The organism is Mesorhizobium sp. RCAM 05104, from assembly GCF_059683645.1.
In genome coordinates, this window is the sequence record NZ_CM185033.1 from 3570794 (window position 1) to 3588810 (window position 18017).

At 64.3% G+C, this 18017-nt stretch carries 16 protein-coding genes; 5 read left to right on the forward strand and 11 right to left on the reverse strand.

Annotated features, from left to right (window positions below; translation table 11 throughout):
• Positions 1–3 precede the first annotated feature (3 nt).
• From AC56QP_RS17495 to bcoG, 6 genes are read right to left on the reverse strand one after another with little or no spacing between them, the layout of a single operon-like run.
• The gene (locus AC56QP_RS17495; RefSeq protein WP_489858805.1) at positions 4–786 is read right to left on the reverse strand and encodes a carnitinyl-CoA dehydratase; all 783 of its coding nucleotides are present in this window, start codon (positions 784–786) and stop codon (positions 4–6) included.
• Complete coding sequence (locus AC56QP_RS17500) at positions 779–2857, reverse strand: acetate--CoA ligase family protein (protein WP_489858804.1); 2079 nt, start codon at positions 2855–2857, stop codon at positions 779–781. The genes AC56QP_RS17495 and AC56QP_RS17500 overlap by 8 nt, the downstream gene beginning before the upstream one ends.
• Positions 2858–2859: 2 nt before the next feature.
• Positions 2860–4023, reverse strand: coding sequence for an acyl-CoA dehydrogenase family protein (locus AC56QP_RS17505; RefSeq protein WP_256749285.1), 1164 nt, complete (start codon positions 4021–4023; stop codon positions 2860–2862).
• Positions 4024–4027: 4 nt separating this feature from the next.
• On the reverse strand, positions 4028–5131 hold the full coding sequence (locus AC56QP_RS17510) for a carnitine 3-dehydrogenase (RefSeq protein ID WP_489858803.1): 1104 nt from the start codon (positions 5129–5131) through the stop codon (positions 4028–4030).
• A complete protein-coding gene (locus AC56QP_RS17515; protein WP_489858802.1) occupies positions 5128–5757 on the reverse strand; it encodes an HD domain-containing protein in 630 nt (209 codons plus the stop codon). The genes AC56QP_RS17510 and AC56QP_RS17515 overlap by 4 nt, the downstream gene beginning before the upstream one ends.
• Before the next feature lie 24 nt (positions 5758–5781).
• Positions 5782–6699: a 3-dehydrocarnitine:acetyl-CoA trimethylamine transferase BcoG gene (gene bcoG, locus AC56QP_RS17520; RefSeq protein ID WP_489858801.1), complete on the reverse strand. Its 918-nt coding sequence runs from the start codon at positions 6697–6699 to the stop codon at positions 5782–5784.
• Positions 6700–6833: 134 nt separating this feature from the next.
• Between bcoG and AC56QP_RS17525 the strand changes: the two genes are divergently transcribed.
• Complete coding sequence (locus AC56QP_RS17525; protein WP_489858800.1) at positions 6834–7814, forward strand: GlxA family transcriptional regulator; 981 nt, start codon at positions 6834–6836, stop codon at positions 7812–7814.
• A 63-nt stretch (positions 7815–7877) separates the two neighbouring features.
• On the opposite strand, the gene AC56QP_RS17530 is transcribed toward AC56QP_RS17525, so the two are convergent.
• Complete coding sequence (locus tag AC56QP_RS17530) at positions 7878–8087, reverse strand: hypothetical protein (RefSeq protein ID WP_489858799.1); 210 nt, start codon at positions 8085–8087, stop codon at positions 7878–7880.
• A 203-nt stretch (positions 8088–8290) separates the two neighbouring features.
• Positions 8291–9616, reverse strand: a complete 1326-nt coding sequence (gene xylA, locus AC56QP_RS17535) for a xylose isomerase (RefSeq protein ID WP_489858798.1) — start codon at positions 9614–9616, stop codon at positions 8291–8293.
• A gap of 111 nt (positions 9617–9727) precedes the next feature.
• Between xylA and AC56QP_RS17540 the strand changes: the two genes are divergently transcribed.
• Positions 9728–10090 carry a nuclear transport factor 2 family protein gene (locus AC56QP_RS17540; protein WP_489858797.1) on the forward strand — a complete coding sequence of 121 codons (363 nt, stop codon included), beginning with the start codon at positions 9728–9730 and terminating at the stop codon, positions 10088–10090.
• 32 nt (positions 10091–10122) lie between these two features.
• Here AC56QP_RS17540 and xylB read toward each other — a convergent pair whose 3' ends face one another.
• Both xylB and AC56QP_RS17550 read right to left on the reverse strand, forming a co-directional pair.
• Positions 10123–11577 carry a xylulokinase gene (xylB, locus tag AC56QP_RS17545; protein ID WP_489858796.1) on the reverse strand — a complete coding sequence of 485 codons (1455 nt, stop codon included), beginning with the start codon at positions 11575–11577 and terminating at the stop codon, positions 10123–10125.
• Between the two features lie 82 nt (positions 11578–11659).
• Complete coding sequence (locus tag AC56QP_RS17550) at positions 11660–12982, reverse strand: tetratricopeptide repeat protein (protein ID WP_489858795.1); 1323 nt, start codon at positions 12980–12982, stop codon at positions 11660–11662.
• Between the two features lie 229 nt (positions 12983–13211).
• Between AC56QP_RS17550 and AC56QP_RS17555 the strand changes: the two genes are divergently transcribed.
• On the forward strand, positions 13212–16001 hold the full coding sequence (locus AC56QP_RS17555; protein WP_497100417.1) for an autotransporter family protein: 2790 nt from the start codon (positions 13212–13214) through the stop codon (positions 15999–16001).
• Between the two features lie 71 nt (positions 16002–16072).
• Here the strand turns inward: AC56QP_RS17555 and AC56QP_RS17560 are convergent, their stop codons facing one another.
• Positions 16073–16696 carry a LysE family translocator gene (locus tag AC56QP_RS17560; protein WP_489858794.1) on the reverse strand — a complete coding sequence of 208 codons (624 nt, stop codon included), beginning with the start codon at positions 16694–16696 and terminating at the stop codon, positions 16073–16075.
• On the opposite strand from AC56QP_RS17560, the gene AC56QP_RS17565 reads away from it, so the two are divergent.
• Together AC56QP_RS17565 and AC56QP_RS17570 are read left to right on the forward strand one after the other, a co-directional pair.
• Positions 16695–16952 (forward strand): hypothetical protein, encoded by a 258-nt coding sequence (locus tag AC56QP_RS17565; protein WP_489858793.1) that lies wholly within the window; start codon positions 16695–16697, stop codon positions 16950–16952. The two genes, AC56QP_RS17560 and AC56QP_RS17565, sit on opposite strands and share 2 nt — an antisense overlap.
• Before the next feature lie 263 nt (positions 16953–17215).
• Positions 17216–17983, forward strand: coding sequence for a L,D-transpeptidase (locus tag AC56QP_RS17570; protein ID WP_489858792.1), 768 nt, complete (start codon positions 17216–17218; stop codon positions 17981–17983).
• Positions 17984–18017: the final 34 nt, after the last annotated feature.

Here is an 18017-nt window from a genome sequence, read left to right on the forward strand (position 1 = left end):
CGCTCATTTCCCCTTCCACACCGGATCGCGCTTTTCTGCAAACGCGCGAAAGCCTTCCATATTGTCCTCGGAACCGTAGAGGGCATCGACCGTCGGCAGTTGGCGGCGCGTCACCCGGTTCATCGCATCCTGGAAGCTGAGCACCTCGGCCACCCGCGCCGTTTCCTTGATCGCGGCAAACACTAGGGGCGGGCCGCTGGCGAGCAGCCGGGCGATCTCCCAGACCCGGTCCTCAAGCTTCTCCTTGGGCAGCACTTCGTTGACCAGGCCCCAGCGATGCGCCTCGGCGACATCCATCCAGCGTCCGGTGAGCAAAAGGTCCATGGCGACATGGTAGGGGATGCGTTTCGGCAGTTTGATCGTCGCCGCGTCGGCCAGCGTGCCGGCGCGGATTTCAGGCAGCGCGAAGGATGAGTGATCGGAGGCGTAGATGAGGTCGCAGGACAGCGCCAGTTCGAAGCCGCCGCCGACCGCCATGCCGTTGACGCAAGCGATGACGGGCTTGTTCATGTCGCGCAGTTCCTGCAGGCCGGCAAAGCCGCCCACGCCATAGTCGCCGTCGACCGCATCGCCGCCGGCAGCCGCCTTCAGATCCCAGCCGGCGCAGAAGAACTTGTCGCCGGCGGTCTTGACGATGGCAACGCGCAAGGTGGGGTCGTCGCGAAACGCCTTGAAGGTCTCGCCCATCAGCCGCGACGTCTTCAGGTCGATGGCGTTGGCCTTGGGCCGGTCGAGCGTGACCTCGAGGATCGTGCCCTCGCGGCGAGTGGTGATGACGTCAGCCATTCTTCTTGTCTCCCAGCACCAGCAGCGCGTCGGCGATCCAGGCACCCTTGCCCTCGGCGCAGACGATCAGCGGGTTGATGTCGAGTTCCTCGATCTCGCCGGCATTCTTCTGCACGAAGGCGGCAATGCCCGAGATGGCGTCGATGGCCGCGGCGACATCGGCTTTCGGCCGGCCGCGATAGCCTTCGAGCAGCGGATAGAGTTTAAGGCCGCGCAACGCCGCCTCGATGTCGTCGCGGGTTGCCGGCAGCATCAGCGTGACGCTGTCGCGCAACAGTTCGACCAGCACGCCACCGGTGCCCAGCGTCATCACCGCGCCGAACATCGGATCGCGGGTGAAGCCGACGATCAGTTCGGCGACACCGTCGCGCACCATGCGCTCGACATAAAGCCCGGTGCCGAGCGGCAGCAAGTCATGCGCCGCCGTGCTGACGGATTCGGCGTCCTTGAGATTGAGCCTGACGGCGCCGACCTCGGATTTGTGGGTAACGCCCAGCGCCTTCAGGGCGACGGGAAAGCCGAGCGCCATCGACGAGATCACCGCCTCGACCGCATTGCCGGCGCGTTCACCTTTCGGCACCGGCAGGCCTGCCTTGATCAGCCGTGCCTTCGCCTCGGCCTCGTCGGGGGTGACGTGGTCGCCGCCGGGTGCGCCGGCAGCCGAGGTGTCGATCGGCTGCGCCTGCGGCTCGTGCCACGCCCAGCCGATGAAGGCTGCCGCCTGGGCGGCGTCCATGGCTTCGGAAATACCGAACAATGGCACCATGCCGCGCGCCATCAGCCCGGCCGTGTATTCTTCCGGCAGGTTCTCCGGCAACGAGGAGACGATCGCGCCTTGCGCCTTGTTGGTCTTCAGCGCCGATTCGAAGGCGCGCAGCGTCGCCCACCAGTCGGTGTCCGAGCAGCGGTCGGGGCGGGGGAAGTCGAGCACCAGCATGTTGAGGTCGAAGCCGCCCGACACCATGGCGGTGAAGGTGGCGGTCATCGCCGGCTCATTGTTCCAGATGAAGGTGTGGTAGTCGAGCGGGTTGGCCACCGCGACCAGCGGCCCCAGCGTCGATTTGACATGGGCGCGGTGGGTGTCGGTCAGGACCGGGAAGTTGACCCAGCGCCCTTCGGCGCTGTCGGCCATCACCGATGCCTCGCCGCCCGAGCAGCTCATCGACGACAGTCGATAGCCGGGCAGCGGACCGGTGATGTGCAGAAGCTTCAACGCCTCGATGAAGGCGGGAATCGAATCGACACGCGCGATGCCGAGCCGCTTCAGGAAGGCGCCCGATGCCGCGTCCGAGCCGGCGAGCGAGGCGGTGTGCGAGACGGTCGCCTGCCGCGCCTGTTCGGAGCGGCCGACCTTCATGGCGATGATCGGCTTCTTTAGCTCGCGCGCCCGCGCCGCCAGCTTCTCGAAGCCGGCTACCGAATCGAAGGCCTCGATATGCAGGCCGAGCGACGTGACCCGCTCGTCCTCGATCAGGCCGAGCGCCATTTCGGACAGGCCGGTCTGCGCCTGGTTGCCGGCGGTCATCAAAAAGGCGATCGGCAGGCCACGCTTCTGCATCGTCATGTTGATGGCGATGTTGGACGACTGGGTGATGATGGCGACGCCACGGCCACCCTCGGCCAGCCTGATGCCGCCATGCTGGTCTGGCCACAGAAGCGCGCCGTCGGCGTAGTTGATGAGGCCATAGCAGTTCGGCCCGATGATTGGCATCTGGCCCGCCGCCGCGACCAGTTCGGCCTGCAGCCGCTGGCCGTCTTCGTCGTAAGCCTCGGTCTCGAGGAAGCCGGCGGCAAAGCAGACAGCGCCACCGGCGCCGCGTTCGGCCAGCGCCTTGATCACCTCGATGGTCAGGTGCCGGTTGACGCCGACAAAGGCGGCGTCAGGCGCGCCGGGCAGCTCGGCCACCGAACGATAGGCCTTGCGGCCGGCGACCTCATCCTTGGTTGGATGCACAGGCCAGATCTCGCCGGCAAAGCCCATCTTGATCGATTGCGCAACGACAGCCGCGGCCTGCGCACCGCCGAAGACGGCGATCGACTTCGGCCGCAGGAGACGCTCTAGCTTGTGCATTATCAGGCTCCAAACGGGCGCAGCAGCGCCCGCGAAATGATGTGGCGCTGGATTTCCGACGTGCCTTCCCAGATGCGCTCGACACGCGCGTCGCGCCAGATGCGCTCCAGCGGCAGATCGTCCATCAGCCCCATGCCGCCGTGGATCTGGATCGCCTCGTCGGCGACGAAGGCGAGCATTTCGGTGGCCTTCAGCTTGGCCATGGCCATGTCCTGATCGGTGACGGTGCCCTGATCGTACTTCCAGCCGGCTTCGAACACCATCAGGTCGGCCGCCTTCAGTTCGGTCGCCATGTCGGCCAGCTTGAACGACACGCCCTGGAACTTGCCGATCTGCTGGCCGAACTGCTGGCGCTGCGCGGCATATTCGACGGCATGGCCAAGCGCCCGTTCGGCGCGACCGAGACAGGTGGCGCCGACCTGCAGGCGGGTCGCGCCAAGCCAGGAATTGGCAACGTCAAATCCCTTGTGCACTTCGCCGAGAACCTGGCTTGCAGGCAGCCGGCAATCGTCGAATTCCAGGATGGCGTTGGTGTAGCCGCGATGCGAGACGTTGCGATAGCCGTCGCGGACGGTAAAACCCTTGGTGCCCTTGTCGACGAAGAAGGCAGTGATCTTCTTGCGTTTTCCACGCGCGGATTCTTCCTCGCCTGAGGCCATGAAGACGATGGCGAAATCGGCAAGGTCGGCGTGGCTGATGAAATGCTTGGTGCCGTTCAGCACCCAGTCGTCGCCATCCTGCACGGCGGTCGCCTTCATGCCGCGCAGGTCGGAACCGGCGCCCGGCTCGGTCATCGCCAGGCAGTCCCACTTCTCGCCACGGATGCATGGGAACAGATACTTTTCGCGCTGCTCCGGCGTGCCGGCCAAAAGGATGTTGGAGGGACGCGCCACGCAGGTCCAGTGCAGCGCATAATTGGCGCGGCCAAGTTCCTTTTCGTAAAGCAGCCAGGTCACCGTATCCAGGCCGGCGCCGCCGACATCCGCCGGCATGTTGGCGGCATAAAGTCCGGCCTCGATCGCCTTGGCCTTGAGCTCCTCAATCAGCTCGCGGCGCAGCACGCCGGTGCGCTCGACCTCGCGCTCATGCGGATAAAGCTCATTCTCGACGAAGGCGCGCGTCGTCTCGACAATGAGCCTCTGTTCCTCCGACAGACCGAAATCCATGGTCTCAGCCCTTCTTCTTGTTGGTCTTTTTCTTCGGCTTCTCGGCTTTCTTCACCGGCTTGGAGGCCTTGGCCTTCTCGGCCGCCTTGGAGGCCGTGGGCTTCTTCGCCGCCAGCTTGGCCAACTGCCGGGTATAGTCCTTGTGCAAGGCGCCGGCGCCCCAGCCCTTGCCCTTGTTCTGCTTGGACAGCGCGTCCATGATCGCGACCAGATTGTCGTCGCGGATCTTCTCCAGCTCGCGGATCGACAGGCCGTGTGCCTGGTCGTCAGACTGCGTGGCGATCAGGTCGACCAACTCGTCGTTGAACTCCGGCACGTCCATCAGCTTGGTCCATGGCCATTTCAGGCACGGGCCGAACTGGGCCATGAAGTGGCGCATGCCGGCCTCGCCGCCGGCGACGCGATAGACCTGGAACATGCCCATCTGCGCCCAGCGCAGGCCGAAGCCATAGCGCATGATGTCGTCGAGTTCCTCGACCGTGCAGATGCCGTCCTTGATCAGCCACAGTGCCTCGCGCCATGCCGCCTCCAGCAGGCGGTCGCCGACAAAGGCCTCGATTTCCTTGCGGATGACCACCGGCTTCATGCCGATCGAGGCGTAGATCTCCTTGGCGACCTCGATCGCCTCGGGAAAGGTCTGTTCGCCGCCGACGATCTCGACCAGCGGCAGGAGATAGACCGGGTTGAACGGATGGCCGACGACCAGCCGTTCCGGATGCTTCTTCATCGCCACCTGCATGTCGGTCGGCTTGATGCCCGAGGTCGACGAGCCGACGATGGCGTTGGCCGGCGCATGGGCGTCGATCTCGGCCAGCACGCGGTGCTTGAGGTCGAGCCGCTCCGGCACGCTTTCCTGGATGAAGTCGGCATCGGCGACCGCCTCGGCGATGGTCTTGGCGAAGGTCAGCTTGCCTTCCTTGGGCAGGCCGCCGGGAACCATCTGCTTGTAGGCGCGCCGCGCGCCCTTCATCACTTCCGAGACCTTGCGCGACGCTTCCGGATCGGGATCGAAGATCGACACGTCGATGCCGTTGAGCAAAAGCCGCGCCACCCAGCCGGCGCCGATGACACCGCCGCCGATGGCGGCTGCCTTGTTGATGATGCTCATGCGGAAGCTCCGGTTCTTGTCGTGGCTGTCTGGGGATCAGTGAGAGGCACCCGCTCGCCGGCGCGGATCACGGACGGGTCGTAGGCCTTGCGGGCAAAGATTTCGAGCACGAAGGCCCGGAAGAATTCGACCGGCAGCGTGTCGTAGTCGGGGTCGAAGCTCGACTGGTCCCAGCGTTCGCAGAACTGGTCGCAATCGTCGAAATAGGCATGGCCGGCAAAGCGGTCGCGGGCATGGCGGTTGCCGCCGAGGTGGTGCGCGTAATAGAGGCGCTGGAAGTCGCCGTGCTTTTCCACCACCCAGGTGCATTGTTCGCGCACGAAGGGTTTCAGGATCGAAGCGGCGTACTCATCGTGATTGTAGGGCGCATAGATGTCGCCGATATCGTGCAGCAGCGCGCAGGCGATCCAGTCGCTGTCGGCGCCATCGCGCCAGGCGCGCGTCGCCGCCTGTAGCGAATGGCCGAGCCGGGTGATCTTGTAGCCCGACAGGCCCTCGTCGAGCTGCACCAGCGCATCGAGCAGCCGCTCGCCGGTCCTGGCCGCATAGTCGATTTCGTGGGCGGTCAGGAACTCGTAATCGTCCCTGTCGCCATCCTTCATCGCGGTGAATTTGACGGTTGTCATGCCGACCTCCCAGCCAGGTTCAGCTTATGCCGTGACCGGTGCCCGCTTGGTCAGGTTGAGCTTCTTGCGCACTTCCTCGGGTCCGAGGATCCTGGCGCCCAGATTGGTGACGATGCTGGCGGCACGCTCGACCAACTGCGCGTTGGTCGCCAGCACGCCCTTGTCGAGCCACAGATTGTCTTCGAGGCCGACGCGGACATTGCCGCCGGCCAGCACCGCCGCGGCGGCATAGGCCATCTGGTTGCGGCCGATGGCGAAGGCCGACCAGTTCCAGGTCGACGGCACATTGTTGACCATGGCCATGAAGGTGTTGAGGTCGTCAGGCGCACCCCACGGCACGCCCATGCAGAGCTGCACCAGAGCGTCAGGATTGAGCACCTTTTCCTCGACCAGCTGCTTGGCGAACCATAGATGGCCGGTGTCGAAAGCCTCGATCTCCGGCTTGACGCCAAGCGCCGTCATCATGCCGCCCATGGCGCGCAGCATGCCGGGCGTGTTGGTCATCACATAGTCGGCCTCGGCGAAGTTCATGGTGCCGCAGTCGAGCGTGCAGATTTCCGGCAGGCACTGGCGCACATGTTCCATGCGGTTGGTGGCGCCGCCCATGTCGGTGCCTTTTTCGTTGAGCGGCAGCGGCGCCTCGGGCGAGCCGAACACCATGTCGCCGCCCATGCCGGCGGTCAGGTTCAGGATGACGTCGACGTCTGCCGCGCGGATACGCTCGGTCACCTCACGATAGAGATGCACGTCGCGCCGAGGCTTGCCGGTTTCGGGATCGCGCACATGGCAGTGGACGATCGCCGCACCCGCCTTGGCCGCATCGATGGCCGAATCGGCGATCTGCTTGGGCGAGCGCGGGACATGCGGGCTGCGATCCTGCGAGCCGCCGGACCCGGTCACGGCACAGGTAATGAAAACCTCACGGTTCATCGCGAGCGGCATCGAAATCCTCCCAATCGAGATAGCCATGCATGTCGCTCAAAAGTGGGAAACCGGTTTTGGGATAACGACATGCACCAGAACGAGCCAACAATGACTGACTTGCCGGAAACTGTTTTGCGTTTTACGAAGCTCTCATGATCAAAAGCGAAAAACCGACAATCTTTCGCGCCGAGCGCTTGCCGCTCAAGGTGACGCTACTGGTGTTTTCCGGCTCGTCCATCATGTGCGTCGCGTCGGCTGTCGACCCGCTGCGCGCCGCCAACCGCATTTCCGGCGAGACCTTGTTCGATTTCAAACTGGTCTCGGTGACCGGCGAGGCTCCGGTCACCACTTGCGGCCTGCCAGTGGCGGTCAATGGCCGTTTCGATGCGAGCGAGCCAACCGATGTTCTTGTCGTCGTTGCCGGTTTCGGCACCCAGAATTATGCAACGTCAGCTCTGCTGTCGGGCCTGCGCCGGGCGGCGCGGGCGGCGCGCGCCTGCGGCGGCGTCGAGGCCGGCACCTGGCTGGTGGCGCGCGCCGGCCTGCTGGAAGGGCGCAGCGCCACCACCCACTGGGAAGACATGGAGGATTTTTCGGCGGCCTTTCCCGGCGTCGATGTCCGCCCGGACCGCTATGTCATCGACGGGCCGGTCTTCACCTCGGGTGGTGCCTCGCCGACCTTCGACCTGATGCTGCATCTCATTCGCACGCGGCTCGGCATGGCCGTCGCGCTCGATGTCGCCAGCGTCTTCATCTACGACCAGGCTCGCGCCGCGACCGATGCGCAGCCGCTCGTCTCACTCGGACGGCTCGACGGCTACGATCCGCGGCTGGCGCAAGCCATCCGGCTGATGGAAGCGCATGTCGACCAGCCGCTGACCATAGAAGCGGTGGCCAAGCGCGCCGGTGTGACGGCGCGGACGCTGGAGAGCATTTTCCGCAAGTCGATCGGCGAGACGCCGGGCGCCTATTATCTCAGGCTGCGCCTGGGGGCGGCGCGACGGCTGGTGGTCGACACCAGGGTGGCGATGGCCGATATAGCCGGGCGGACTGGATTTTCGTCCGCCGCGGCATTTTCAAGGGCATTTTCACGGGCTTTCGGCGAAGCGCCGGTCAGGCTGCGCCGAGGCTGATATGCATGTCGCCCAAAAGTGTATTGCGGTTTTGGGGCAACGACATGCACAAAATCGGCAGGATCAGGCAGCGTTCTGGCGGTCTGCGCCAGCGTCGATCTGCGAACGCATCTGTCTGGCAAGATGGGTCTCAAAACGGCTGGCGACGGCGCGGTCCCATTCGTTCGAGCGGTGCGTAGCATCCTTCGGATGCGGCATTGCCATCAGCCGGTCGATGATCGATCCGGCCTCGCCCGGTGAGAGCAGGGCGTCGATTTCACGTTCGTTCTGCATATCGGTTCGCCTCCTTCTTCCTCTCCGCCACGAAGCATCCTTATAGGAGATACGTGACGGCAGTTTGAAGGCAGGAGCGAGGTCATTGAAGGGCGGCAAAGGGCAAAACCTTGTCGTCCGAAACGGCCTCGCGCAAACCCGTTCCAGGGCGGCAGGAGCGTTGTCCTGCCGCCCTTCGAACAGTTCGAAACGGCTTTCCGCTCTCAGACGTAGCGGTTGACGATGTTTTCCAGCAGTTCCTGGCGACCCGACCTCGGCTGCGGCTCGATCTTCTTCTTGACGACGCGCTCGGCGATTTCTTCCAGCGTCCGCTTGCCGGACAGCATCGCCTTGCCCTCTGCGCTGTTCCAGCCGGCGTAGCGCTCTGCCAGCGGAGCCGACAGCGCCTTGTCCTCGACCATGCGGGCCGCGGCCTTGAGGCCACGCGCGCAGCAATCCATGCCGCCGATATGGCCGATCAGCAGATCCTGCGGATCGAGGGACTGGCGGCGCAGTTTTGCGTCGAAATTGGTGCCGCCGGTCTTGAAGCCGCCAGCCTGCAGGACCTGATAGTAGGCCAGCGCCATCTCCGGCACGTTGTTGGGGAACTGGTCGGTATCCCAGCCCGACTGGTAGTCGTTGCGGTTCATGTCGATCGAGCCGAAAATGCCGAGCGCATTGGCCAGCGCCAGTTCGTGCTCGAAGGAGTGACCGGCCAGGATGGCGTGGCCCTGCTCAATGTTGAGCTTGACTTCCTTCTCCAGCCCGAAGCGCTTGAGGAAGCCATAGACCGTGGCGACATCGTAATCGTACTGGTGCTTGGTCGGCTCCTGCGGCTTCGGCTCGATCAGGATCGTGCCCTTGAAGCCGATCTTGTGCTTGTAGTCGACGACGAGGCTGAGGAAGCGGCCGGCCTGCTCCTGCTCGCGGGCCAGGTCGGTGTTGAGCAGCGTCTCATAACCCTCGCGTCCGCCCCACAGCACGTAGTTCTCGCCCTTCAGCCGCTTGGTGACGTCGATGCAGCTCTTCACCGTCGCGGCCGCATAGGCAAAGACGTCCGGATCGGGGTTGGTGGCGGCGCCCGACATGAAGCGGCGATTGGAGAACAGGTTGGCCGTGCCCCAGAGCAGCTTGACGCCGGTCTGCTTCATCTTGCCGGCAAAGTAATCGGCGATCTCATCGAGGCGGGCAGCGCTCTCGGAGAAATCCTTGCCCTCGGGCCGCACGTCGGCGTCGTGGAAGCAGAAATAGGGCGCGCCGAGCAGCGAGAACATCTCGAAGGCGACGTCGGCCTTGAGCTTGGCCAGTTCCATCGTGTCGACGCCTCCGGCCTTGGGAAACCAGGGGCGATCGAAGGTCTGGCCGCCGAACGGATCGCCGCCCGGCCAGGCGAAGGAATGCCAGTAGGCGACGGCAAAGCGCAAATGATCTTCCAGCCGCTTGCCGGCGACAACCTCATCCGGATTGTAGAACCGGTAGGCGAGCGGATTGGTCGAATCCGGACCCTCGTATTTGATCTTCTGGATATCGCCGAAAAATCCGCTGCTCATGGCTCTCTTCCTCTCGAATAGTCCGCCTTGATTACCTCAGGCGTAATTGGTTTCGTTCTTCCGCCGGTCGAAAAGGCTCATGTCAAAGCCAGTCAACAAAGGAGACAGACCATGACCGACCTCAGCAAGATCGCCGAAGGCTACATCACCGCCTGGAACGAGAGCGACGCGAATCTCCGCGCAGCCTTGCTCAAGGCGACCTTCACCGAAGACGTCAGCTATCGCGATCCGCTGATGCAGGGCGATGGCCATGCGGGTATCGCGGCACTCATCGACGGCGTGCAGCAGCGCTTTGCCGGCTTCCGCTTCTCGCTGAAGGGCACGCCCGATGGTTTCGCCGACAAGATCCGCTTCTCGTGGAATCTCGGTCCGGAAGGCACTCCGTCCGTCATCGAAGGCACCGACATCGGCGTCATCGAGAACGGCCGCCTGAAGAGCGTCACCGGTTTTCTCGACAAGGTGCCGGCACAGTGAGCTGCCAAGCCGCGGCGTGGGGGAGAAATCGCTCACGCCGTGACACTCTTGATTGCCGGGTACAGCGCCCGGAAGCGGTGGTAGGCATCCGCATAGGCCCCGCCGAGCGCAGCGTCCGGTTCGATCGTCGCATCGGTCGCGGGCGCCGTGCAGACGCTGAGCGGATCCGCGCCCGTCGCCGCGATCAGGCCGAGCCTGGCCGCGCCAAAGGCGGCGCCGAAATCGCCGTCGGCGGGAATGTCGACCGGCAGGCCAAGCGCGGTGGCGATCGCCTTCAGCCAGTAGCGTGAGCGCGAGCCGCCACCGATCGCTGTCACTCGCGTCAATGTCGTGCCGGCCTTGGCCAGCGCTTCGAGGCTGTCGCGGAAGGCAAAGGCGACGCCTTCCAGCACCGCCTGGGTCAGCACCGCGCGGCTCGATTCATGCGCCAGTCCGCTGAACGCGCCGCGAACGGCGGAATCATTGTAGGGCGTGCGCTCGCCAGACAGATAGGGCAGGAACGACACGCCACTCGGCGCCTTCAGCGTACCGCCGAGCTCGGCGGTCAGTTCGCCGGCGCCCTTGCCGGTGATCTCCGACAGCCAGTTCAGCGAATCCGTCGCCGACAGGATGACGCCCATCTGGTGCCAGGTGTCAGGCAGGGCGTGACAGAAGGTATGCACCGCGCTCGCCGGGTTGGGCAGGTAGGAGGCGTTGGCGGCAAACAAAACACCCGACGTGCCGAGCGAGACGAAGGCCTGGCCGACGCCGACCGTGCCCATGCCGCAGGCCGAGGCGGCATTGTCGCCGGCACCGCCGGCAATCGGAATGCCGGCCTGCAGGCCCCATTTCGAAGCCAGCTCGGCGCGCAAGGCGCCGGCCTTCTGCGTGCCCTCGACCAGCGACGGCATCTGTCTTTCGTCGAGCGATGTCGCCGCGAGCAATTCGGCCGACCAGCGCCGTTCGCCGACATCGAGCCAGGAGGTGCCGGCCGAATCCGACATTTCCGAAATGTGCTCGCCCGAAAGCCAGAGCCGCAGGAAATCCTTGGGCAGCAAGACCTTCGCCACCTTGGCGAAAATGGCGGGCTCGTTGTTCTTCACCCAGGCCAGCTTCGGCGCGGTGAAACCGGGAAAGACGATGTTGCCGGTCAACGCGCGAAAGCGCGGGTTGGCGTCGAGGGCAGCTGCCTCGGCATGGCTGCGCGTATCGTTCCACAGGATGCAAGGGCGAAGCACCTGGTCGGCCGCGTCAAGCAGGGTCGCGCCATGCATGTGACCGGAAAGGCCGATGCCTTTGACGGCGGAGAGTTGTTGCGGGTAGGCGGCCCTCAGCGCGGCGATCGCCTCTTCACAGGCGCGAATCCAATCGGCGGGATCCTGTTCCGACCAGCCGGGATGCGGCCGCGACACATCGAGCGATGCATGGCCGGAGCCGACGACGGTTTGCCCGGCATCGATGAGCATCGCCTTGACGCCCGATGTACCGAGATCGAGCCCGAGATACATGTCTTCCTCCCCATGCCATTAATTTTTTCGGATCTCGAAAAAATCTGGCTTGGCCAGTTTTTAAGACAAGATCCGCTTCCGGTCAATTCTCCGACAAATCGGCCGCACGACGCGAAAGCAGCGCCGACAGCGGGCTGTCGGGTCGAGCCATCGAACGTTCCGCGGCAAGCGCCCTGGCCAGTGCGCCGTCACCGGCCCGCAAGGCCGCCTCGATCAGCGTCAGGTCGATGACGTCGCGTTGCGCGTGGCTGCCGCCGAAACGATGGGCGATCGCCCGGATCGGCCGGATCAGGCGCACAGTCTCAGTGTAGTTGCCGTCGCCGAACGCCTTGATGGCGAGTGTCAGCGGGTGGCCGACATCCCGGGTGAACGTGACGTTGTCATCGCTGCCGCGCATCGCCTCGCGCTGCGCCTCGAGCAAGGTCTGAGCCTGGGCGTCGAGGCCGGCGCCGACAAAGGCCATCATCGCGTGGGCATCGTTGAAGGCATAGTTGCCGGCGCCGGCCTTGCGCCAGTTGGCAGCGATCGCTGCCCAGCGGTCGCCGACATCGATGCCGCCGAGATAGAGCCGCCACAGGATCGCCGAGGCATCGACCATGTTGAGCGCCAGTGTCGATCGGTCGCTGTAGATGGGGCCGTCATAGAGGGCCAGAACTTCGTCGATCTCGCCGAGATCGTAGTGGAACAGCGCCAGATGCCACCAATTGTGCACCTGCAGGAAGCTCTCTCTCGTCCACGCCTCGGGATTGGTGCGCATCCACGCAATGCCATCCCTTTGCCGGCTCTGCATTTCCATGACATGCGCGACGGCATGCTGGGCCCAGCCGTCGCGCGGCTCGATCTCCACCGCGCCGCGGCCAAGCATCTCGGCCCGCGCATAGTCACCCATTTCCTCCAGTCCGAACGCCTGCATGCCGAGGATGGCGTGGTAGCCGGGCATGCCGCTCCGCCAGGACGGCAGGGCGCGGGCGATGCGGTCGCGCAACATGCGGGCATTGCCGGTGAAGAAATCGATCTGGTGACCAACCTGCAGCGCCAGCGCGTCGCGCGGGTTCTCGATGGCGATGTCCTCGAGAATGCTGCCGGCATCATGCCAGCGCCCGTTGACGAGATGGCCAAGGGCCGAGACATGCGCCTGCTCCCGCGTTGTCGCGGCAAGCGGCAGCGCCGCCGCATGGCAAGCCCTAGCCACCGCTGTCGCCTCTCGCTCGGTGGCGAGGCCGAAGAGATAACCCTTGAACACATGCGCCATGACGAAGCCGGGATCCTCGACGATAGCACGATCGACGGAGGCGACCGGATCGCCGATGAAACACTGCAATTCATGGACAGCCTGGCTGTAGGGTGCGAACCCCGCCTCCGTCGCGCCTGAAAATGTCAGGCCGAATGGATCCCTGATTGCCATGCGATGTCCTCTGACCAGCCTGTGATCGACCCTTCGAACCCTTGGGTCCAAAGCGATCTTAAAGCATGGGCCACGGACGCGCCAAGTGTGTGTTGCGCTGGTCTAGTCCAGTAGTTTTCGTAGTTCATCAACCATGGGGTGCAGATTAGGCTTTGTAAAATCGGACAGATTGTGGCTTCATCGCGGCGCGGGTAAGGGGCTTGAAAATCGCGATCTGAGAGGGGACGCGATGTGGCTCTTTGAAATAGAGCTTCCGAGCAGCCGTTCGGAAGAGACGGGTGAAACGATTGCTTCGTTGCGACAAAGGTCGCGTCAAATCCATCCGTGGTTTATTAGTTTTCTTGCAACTGCAGCACTTGCGTTGCTGCCCAATTCCGCGGCCTTGGCAGCATGCGTGCTGGTTCCGTCTCCTGGAAATGACACCTTCACTTGCGATAGTGGCGATTCAGGCGGCAGCCTTACCGATACAGGCGGCGACAACACGCTGAATTTTCCCGCTGGCGGTACCGGGCAGGTAAGCGGCAATGTCACCTTTGGCGTGGGCACGGATCGCATCAACATGCAGTCCGGCACCATCACCGGCACTGTCGATCAGGGCGGCGGCACGGACTTCTTCACCATCGGCGCCGGCACTGTCGCGGGCAATGTCCAGCAGGGCGCCGGCATCGACGACTTCAACATGAGCGGTGGTCAGATCGGTTCGCTCAACCAGGGCGACGGCCTGGATACGCTCACCATGACGGGCGGTCGCATCGTCGATTTCTTCGATGATGGCGATCGCGCCGTGATGACCGGTGGCCGCATCGGCCGCGTCAACATGAAGCTCGACAAGAACTATTTCAACATGTCCGCCGGCACCATCGACCGCAACCTCGTTACCGGCTTCGACGAGGACACGATCATCCTTTCGGGCGGCACGATCGGCGGCAACATCAGCGTCAGCGGCGGCAACGACAGCGTGACGATTACCGGCGGCACGGTCGGCGGCGACGTGCTGATGAGCTTTGGCGCCGACAATTTCGTTTGGAGCGGCGGCGGCATCATATACGGCGCCGTCGGCCTCGGCGGCGACAACGACAGCGCCAAGCTCAGCAACCTCACCACTGCCAATCTCGGCGCCGTCGACGCGCTCAATGGCGGCCTTGGCGCCGACACGCTGACCTTCGACAACGTCAAGCTGGAGGGGATCGCCAGGGTCCAGAATTGGGAGACGATCAACGCCACCAACGACACCCAACTGATGTTGGATGGCAACCTCGTGCTCGGCGACAGCGGCACGGGCTCCGGATCGCTCAGTGTCGATCAGGCGAGCACGCTCTACGGCGGCGGCTTCAATGCCTCGATCCAGGCCTTTACGGCGGGCCAGCTGGCGCAGGTCACCAATGCCGGACGCATCGACCTGACCAATGGCGGCATCGGCGCCAGCGACCGGCTGACGATTTCCGGAAACTATACCGGGCTCGGCGGCCTGCTGCTCATCCAGACCGAACTTGGCGATGATTCGTCCGCTTCCGACAGGCTGGTCCTGTCGGGGGGAACGGCCTCCGGCTCGACCGGCATCGGGGTGGTCAATGTCGGCGGCGCAGGCGCCGAGACCACGGCGGACGGCATCATGGTCATCCAGGCGATCAACGGTGCCACATCCAGCGCCAACGCCTTTGCTCTCGACGCGCCGGTCGCCGCAGGCGCCTTCGAATATTATCTGTTCAAGGGCGGCGTCAGCCCTGGCAGCGGGGAGAACTGGTATCTGCGCTCGACGCTGATAACGCCGACGTCGCCGGCGGCGGCGCCGGCGCCGCTGGAGCCCGCCCCGCAGCCGGAACCGGTGCCGCCCGCGGTCGAGCCGCCGCCCCCGCCGCCATCCGAGCTGCCGCCGACGCCGCCGCCAACCGAGGGCGACATCAACAACCCGCCGGTCGACCCGACACCGCCGGTGCAAGCCAGCGACCCGGAGCCCGAGCCGCCGCCTCCGCCGCCGCCGGCATCGGCCGCGGATCCGCCACCGCCGCCACCGGTGGTGCCGACGGTGGTGCCCGACCTGCCGACACCGGCCGCGGGTGAGGAAATCCTGCTCTATCGTATCGAGGTACCGGTCTACTCGGCCTTGCCGCCAGTGGCCGAACATCTGGTTATGACGACGCTCGGCACCTTCCATGAACGGCGCGGTGAGCAGAGCCTGTTGTCGAACACGGAATTGTCACCGGTCTGGGGCCGCATCTTCGGCCAGGACACCAAGATGGCCTGGTCGGGAACGGTGTCGCCGTCCTTCGACGGCACTCTGTTCGGCTTCCAGGGCGGCTTCGACGTGTTCGGCCGGGAAACCAGCTCCGGTTCGGTCGATCGCGCCGGCCTGTTCATCGCCTATGCCAGCATGAATGGCGACGTGCGCGGCCAGGCGCTGGGGCAGGACAATCTGTCCGTCGGTGGTATCGACTTGAGCGGCACCAGCGTTGGCGGCTACTGGACCCGTATCGGCCAGGGCGGCTGGTACCTGGACGGCGTGGTCATGGCCACCTTCTTCGGCGGCAACGCCACGTCGTCGCGCGACATCGGCATCGACATCGGTGGAACCGGCATCACCGCTTCACTTGAGAGCGGCTATCCCATTAGCCTATCGCAAGCCTGGACACTCGAACCGCAGGCGCAACTGGTCTGGCACCATCTGTCGCTCGACGATACCTCGGACCGCTTCTCGTCGGTTTCCTTCGATTCCCACGACAGTGTCACCGGCCGGCTGGGCGCGCGGCTGCAGGGCGAGACCACGATCAACGGCATGGCGCTGCAGCCTTACCTGAAGGCCAACATCTGGCACGATTTCGGCGGCACCGAGCGTGTCAGCTTCGACACGACGGACATCTCGACCGAAGGCAGGTCGACCTCGTTGGAGTTCGGCGGCGGTGTCGTCGCCAAGGTAACCGACAAGGTCAGCATCTTCGCCACCGGCGACTACACCACCAATCTCGGCGGCGACAAGCGCCGCATTCTCGAGGGCAATCTCGGTTTGAGCGTCAAATGGTGAGGCATGTGAACCCGCAGCACCGCGCGTCCTTCAGGGCTCGCGGTGCTGTAACGTTCTGAATTTGCTCTGCCTCAATTGCCTGAACGCATCGCCACCGTGGCGATGCCGGCGCCGACCAGCAGCGTGCCGCCGGTGCGGTTGAAGATGCGGATCGCCTTGGGGTTGCGCACGACATTGCGCGCCCTCGCCGCGATCAGCGCATAGCCGAAGGCATTGGCGAAGGCGAGCGCCAGGAAGGTTGTCTCGAAGATCAGCATCTGCGTCCAGAAATCGGCGTGCCGGTCGAGGAACTGCGGCAGGAAGGCGACGAAGAAGGTGATGCTTTTCGGGTTGAGCGCCGTGACCAGCCAGGCATGCGCCATCATCCTGGCCGAGGACACAACGTCGGTGCGCGGTTCTGCTTTCAGTGCGCCGCCGGCCCGGAACAGTTTCACGCCGAGATAGATCAGATAGCCGGCGCCGATCAGCTTCAGGATCGTGAAGACGGTCGCCGAGGCCGCCAGCAGCGCGCCGATGCCCAGCATCGACAACGTCATCGCGGTGAAGTCGCCCAGTGCCACGCCGGCCGCCATCGGCAATGCGGTGCGCCAGCCCTGGCCCAGCGCATAGGACACGACCAGCAGGATGGTCGGGCCCGGAATGACAAGGAGGATCGTCGACGCGGCGGCAAAGGCGGCCCAGTTTTCGAAGGACATGCTCGTCTCCCTTGAGCTCAAGGAAGAGGATAAATCCTTGTGTCCGGGAGAATGTAAAGAGGCTGGTTTTTTGTTTTTACGCAATCCCAGACGGAAAACCGCGATGCACTTTTCCTGGAATTGCTACGACATCAATTTTTCGAGCGGCAGATCGGCGTCAGTTCGCGCCGCTCAGCGTGCCCGCAATATCGGCCAGGCTGACATTGGCACCAAGAACCATCGCGGCCGCGGCAATGGCAGCGGCAAAAAAGCTTGATGTCGGTTTTTAAGGTCTTGCACATGGATACCCCTCGCTGATCGCCTGAGGGTGGGAAAGGCGAGCGCCGGGACTATGACCCAGCCGAGGTCTTTTTGTGCGGTAGCCCCCGGATGAACTGCCGGATGAGATGGCCAAAGACTACCAGGCCATGCGCAAACGCAGGCGATGCAAGGTCTTCACGCTTTATCAACCATGAATGACGAAAATGCCTGCTATCCGGCCGGACCGTGCTTCCCGCCGACAGCGTAGGGTTTGGGTATATGCGTGAGTTGCCGCTAGGTCTGACGCCGCCGCGAAACGGCGACGCAATCGAAACCGATCATCACCTTTCCCGCCGTGCTGTTCTGTCTGGGGCAGGGGCGCTGGTTTTGCTCAGCGCTGCCGGCTGCTCGACCTCGGGCGGCGGCCTGCCGATGCTGGAACTGGATGATGTCACCACCGGCTCGGTGCGACCGATCCGGCCAAGCATCAGTGTCGACAAGAATGTCACCAGCCCGGACGTGATGTACGCTTCCATGACGGATGGCGGCTTTAACCTGCCGGAAGTGCCTTATCTCAAGGTCAAGCCGGAATTCCGCCGGCAGATCGTCATCGACACGACGGGCGAAGCGCCCGGCACCATCGTCGTCCATCTGCAGGAGCGCATGCTCTATCTCGTCCAGCCGGGTGGCGACGCCATCCGCTACGGCGTCGGCATCGGCAAGGACGGCTTCCGCTGGTCCGGTCGCGCCAACATCCAGTACGGCAGGGAATGGCCGACCTGGACGCCACCGCCGGAAATGATCGCCCGCAAGCCGGAACTGGTGAAGTGGCAGGCCGGGCAACCCGGTGGCCTCACCAACCCGCTTGGCGCCCGTGCCCTCTACATCTATCAGGACGGCAAGGACACCGGCTACCGCATCCACGGTTCGCCCGAGTGGTGGAGCATCGGCCAGGCCATGTCGTCGGGCTGCGTGCGCCTGATCAACCAGGACATCATCGATCTCTACAGCCGCGTCTCCAAGAAAAACCCGGTCGTTGTCGTCTGATCCTGCCGGCCGCCCACGCGGCCGCTTCGTCTCT